The 4,428-nt window shown below is 69.4% G+C and carries 4 protein-coding genes and 1 pseudogene; 3 read left to right on the top strand and 2 right to left on the bottom strand.

Annotation, left to right across the window (positions count from 1 at the left end):
* Positions 1–210: pseudogene (locus tag ACTUAL_RS17950) on the top strand (iron-sulfur cluster assembly accessory protein); the annotation flags it as partial.
* 140 nt (positions 211–350) lie between these two features.
* Here ACTUAL_RS17950 and ACTUAL_RS17945 read toward each other — a convergent pair.
* On the bottom strand, positions 351–542 hold the full coding sequence (locus ACTUAL_RS17945) for a hypothetical protein (protein ID WP_096491993.1): 192 nt from the start codon (positions 540–542) through the stop codon (positions 351–353).
* Between the two features lie 296 nt (positions 543–838).
* Positions 839–2,767, bottom strand: a complete 1,929-nt coding sequence (gene asnB, locus ACTUAL_RS17940) for an asparagine synthase (glutamine-hydrolyzing) (RefSeq protein WP_096491994.1) — start codon at positions 2,765–2,767, stop codon at positions 839–841.
* Between the two features lie 205 nt (positions 2,768–2,972).
* On the opposite strand from asnB, the gene ctaC reads away from it, so the two are divergent.
* Both ctaC and ACTUAL_RS17930 read left to right on the top strand, forming a co-directional pair.
* Entirely contained in the window at positions 2,973–3,908 is a 936-nt protein-coding gene (gene ctaC, locus ACTUAL_RS17935; RefSeq protein ID WP_177154536.1) for an aa3-type cytochrome oxidase subunit II, read from the top strand.
* A 10-nt stretch (positions 3,909–3,918) separates the two neighbouring features.
* Complete coding sequence (locus ACTUAL_RS17930) at positions 3,919–4,335, top strand: cytochrome c oxidase subunit 4 (protein WP_015800210.1); 417 nt, start codon at positions 3,919–3,921, stop codon at positions 4,333–4,335.
* The last annotated feature ends 93 nt before the right edge of the window (positions 4,336–4,428 follow it).

Below are 4,428 nucleotides of genomic sequence, written 5' to 3'. Positions count from 1 at the left end.
GGCCTGCGCTACCAGCTGTTCTTCGACGAGCGCTCGCTCGACGGCGACGTCGTGAAGGACTTCGGCGGCGTCAACGTCGTGGTCGACCGCATGAGCGCGCCCTACCTCATCGGCGCCAGCATCGACTTCGTCGACACGATCGAGAAGCAGGGGTTCACCATCGACAACCCGAACGCCGGCGGATCCTGCGCCTGCGGCGACTCGTTCCACGGATCGACCGCCCTCAGGCGGAGCAACGGCCCCGGCGCCACCACCGGGTGGGGCCGGGGCCGTTCGCGTGCTCGGTGACGTCCGGCGGCGGCCGAGCGCTCGCGGTCCGGGCGGGGGCGCCCGAGGAGGACCGGGAGGGCTCAGGCCCGGCTCAGGCCGTACGAGTCCAGGTCCGCGACCTGCCGGTAGTTGCTCTCGGCCACCCGCCACGGCGCGGCGGCGCGCTGCTCGGGCAGGTGCGCGTGGCCCGGCTCCGGGCGCAGCTCCGACGGGATGTCGGTGCAGTCCGCGATGAGTTCTTCCAGCGTGTCGGCTTCATCCTGGGTGTTCACGCCCGAAACGTAACCGGCCCACGAGCTTGACAAAAGTCCTACTGGGAAGTAATGGGCTTCTACCGACGGGTAATGGTCGGTAAGGGTCAACCCGCCCCGGCGTCCGCGAGCCGCCCGGCGCCCGTCCACCCGGCCTGGCGAGCGGAAATGTGACCCACCTCTCGACCAACCGCCGATCGGCCCGGATCGCGCCCCGCCCCTGAAGCGCGAAGGGCGCGGGCCGCCGTGGTGACGACCCGCGCCCGCAAGCCCGAAGCATCGGGGACCCGCTGCTCAGGACCCCGCTCGCGCGGTGGTCAGAGCTTGACCGGGTACTGCGGCTCCGGGATCTGCGGCCGGATGCGGCCCTCGACGAAGATGCCGTGCCAGATCATGAACACCAGCAGCGCCCAGATGCGGCGGCTGTGGTCCGCCACCCCGTTGCGGTGGTCCTCGATCAGGCGCAGCACCGCGTCCTTGTCGATGTACTGGTCGGTCTGCGACTGCCGGACGTTGTCCACCGCCCAGTCGTGCATCTCGTCCTTGAGCCAGTGCCGGATCGGCACCGGGAAGCCCAGCTTCTTCCGGTTCAGCACGTGCGCCGGGACGATGTCCCTGATCGCCCTGCGCAGCGCGTGCTTGGTCGTCTCCCTGGTGAGCTTGAGCTCCGACGGCACCTGCGACGCGATCCGGAAGACCTCCGGGTCCAGGAACGGCACCCGCAGCTCCAGCGAGTTCGCCATGGTCATCTTGTCGGCCTTGACCAGGATGTCGCCGCGCAACCAGGTGAACAGGTCGACGTGCTGCATCCGGGTGACCGGGTCCCAGTTCGCCGACTCCCGGTAAGGGCCTGCCGTGACGTCCATGTGGGACACCGCCGGGTCGTAGGTGCGCAGCACCTGGCGCAGCTGGTCGTCCAGGAAGATCCGGGCGTTGCCGTAGTAGCGCTCCTCCAGGGTCAGCGCGCCCCGCCGCAGCAGGTCCTTGCCGCGCACGCCCTGCGGGATCTTCGTCGACACCCGGCCCATGGCCTTGCGCAGCGCGCTCGGCACCTTGTCGAACGGCGCCAGCGACAGCGGCTCGCGGTAGATCGTGTACCCGCCGAACAGCTCGTCCGCGCCCTCGCCGGACAGCACGACCTTCACGTACCGCCGCGCCTCGCGCGCGATGAACCACAGCGGCACCAGCGCCGGGTCCGCCACCGGGTCGTCCAGGTACCAGGTGATCAGCGGCAGGGCGTCCATCATCTCCTGCGCCGACACCGGCCTGACCACGTGCTTGACCCCGATCGCGGCGGCCGACTCGGCGGCCACGTCGATCTCGGAGTAGCCCTGCCGCTCGAACCCGGTGGTGAACGTGATCAGGTCCGGGTTGTGCTGCTTGGCCAGCGCCGCGACCACGGTGGAGTCGATGCCGCCGGACAGGAACGAGCCGACCGTGACGTCCGCGCGCATGTGCTTGGCGACCGAGTCGCGCAGCGCCTCGGTGATCTCGTCGTACAGGCGGTTCGCGTCCGCGTCGCCGTGCACGGTCCTCGGCCGGAACGTGGCCGGGAAGTACCGCTCCACCACCGGGGTGCCGCCGGGGGTGACGGTGAACGAGGTGCCGGACTCGATGCGGTGAACACCGCTGTGCATCGACTCGGGCTCGGGCACGTACTGGAGCGTCAGGTAGTGCTGGAGCGCCTTGCGGTCGACCTGCGGCTGCACGCCCAGGGCGTTGACCAGCTCCAGGACCGACTTCTTCTCGCTGGAGAACGCCACCCCGCCGGGACCGGCCGAGTAGTACAGCGGCTTGATGCCGAACGGGTCGCGGGCGCCGAAGACGACCTTGCGCGCGCTGTCCCAGATGACGAACGCGAACATGCCGCGCAGCCGGGCCACCGCGGCGGGCCCCATGTAGTGGTAGGCGGCGACGATCGTCTCGCTGTCGCCGTCGGTGGCGAACCGCGCGCCGTAGCGCTCGGTCAGCTCCGCCCGCAGCTCCAGGTAGTTGTAGATCTCGCCGTTGAACAGCATCGCGTACCGGCCGGGCGCCTCCGGCGGGCCCCACAGCATCGGCTGGTGCGAGTGCTCGATGTCGATGATGGACAGCCGGTTGAAGCCGAAGACGACCTCACCGCCCTGCCAGGTGCCGCTCTCGTCGGGGCCGCGGTGCCGCTGGCAGCGCAGAGCCCCCGCCACCGCCGAACGCGCTCGCTGGGCGTCGCTCTCGCTAGGGCAAACAAGTCCTACCAGGCCGCACACGGCGTAGCACCTTTCGTGTGGTGTGGAGAAGAGCCCAGTATGCCGGGACTACTTCGTGTGACCGAAACTGCACCGCACCCGCCCCGCCCCCGAGGGGTGACCGCCTTCGCGCTGGGTTACGCTCCCGCATGATCCGGCAAGGACCCAGGTACTTCGTCCTTTTGTCCTTGCCCGCGAATTTCCTGCAGCGAGGAGGCGGCGAGCAGTGGGCCTGAAGGAGGGCACCAGGGCAGCGCGGTTGGCCAAGGTCACCGGGCTGGTGGGCCTGGTCGGCATCGGGGCCACGGGTTGCTCCACGGATGAGGTGCTCCGCTTCGGCTGGCCGGTTTCGGTCACGCCGCAGGCGGAGGCGATGCGCGAGCTGTGGACCTGGTCGGTCGTCGCGGCCCTCGTGGTGGGTGTGATCGTGTGGGGCCTGATCCTCTGGGCCGTCGCGTTCCACCGCAAGAAGAGCGAGGAGCTGCCGCGCCAGGTCGCGTACAACCTGCCGCTGGAGCTCGTGCTCATCGTCGTACCCACGGTGATCGTGGCGGTCCTGTTCTACTTCACGGCGGTCACCCAGAACTACGTGACCGACAAGTCCCAGGACCCGGACGTGACGGTCGACGTCATCGGCTTCCAGTGGAACTGGGAGTTCCAGCACCGGGACGCCAAGGTCGAGGGCACCGACCAGCCGGTCAGCACCGTCGGGACCTCGACGGAGATCCCCATGCTGGTCCTGCCCGCCGAGAAGCGCATCCGGTTCGTCCTGCGCTCCACGGACGTGATCCACTCGTTCTTCGTCCCGGAGTTCCACTTCAAGCGGGACGTCTTCCCCGAGCCGGAGAAGAACAACCAGGACAACGTGTTCCAGATCGACCAGATCGACCGCCCCGGCTCCTTCGTCGGGCGCTGCGCCGAGCTGTGCGGCACGTACCACGCGGTGATGAACTTCGAGGTCCGCGCGCTGCCCGCCGCCGACTACGACCGGTACATCGAGCTGCGCACCCAGGTGAACGAGGCCACCGGCAAGCCGTACACCAACGCCGAGGCGCTCACCGAGATGAACTGCGGCGAGCTGTGCACGCCGTACGCCGTCACCACCCAGCCGTTCGACACCGACCGGACCGCCCGCGAGGCGTCCGGCGCGGGCAGCAAGTAGGAGAGCCCCGATGAAGGTCGAATCTCGGGTCTTTGACCTGGTCACTGGCTTCTCGTTCCTGATGACGATCGTGTACGCCTACTGGACGTGGGCGGACACGACCCACGTCGAGCCGGTCGGCACGGTCGCGCTGGCGCTGACCGGTGGGCTCGCGCTCCTGGTCGGCACGTACTTCCGGTTCATCGCGCGGCGCATCGAGGTGCGCCCGGAGGACAACCCGGACGCCGAGATCAGCGACGGAGCGGGCGAGCTGGGCTTCTTCAGCCCCGGCTCGTACTGGCCGGTCGCGCTGGCCGCCGCCGCCGCCGTCACCGGCGTCGCCCTGGCGTTCTGGCTGATCTGGCTGCTGGTGATCGGTGTCGTGCTGATCGTCCTGACCGTCGGCGGCCTGGTGTTCGAGTACCACACCGGTCCCGCGCACGACTGAGCCCCACGCGCCGAAGGGCCCCGCCACCTCCGGGTGGCGGGGCCCTTTTCGCTTTTCCGGGGGCAGCTCCCGGCCTGAACTGATCCAGGTCGG

It is taken from the genome of Actinosynnema sp., from assembly GCF_052038725.1.
The sequence above is the reverse complement of the archived record's forward strand: the minus strand, read 5'-3'. Positions and strand labels throughout refer to the sequence as shown.

What these genes read in the sequence shown, in the direction of transcription:
- ACTUAL_RS17930 (WP_015800210.1), top strand. Translation starts at nt 3,919, where the DNA reads ATGAAGGTCGAATCTCGGGTCTTTGACCTGGTCACTGGCTTCTCGTTC.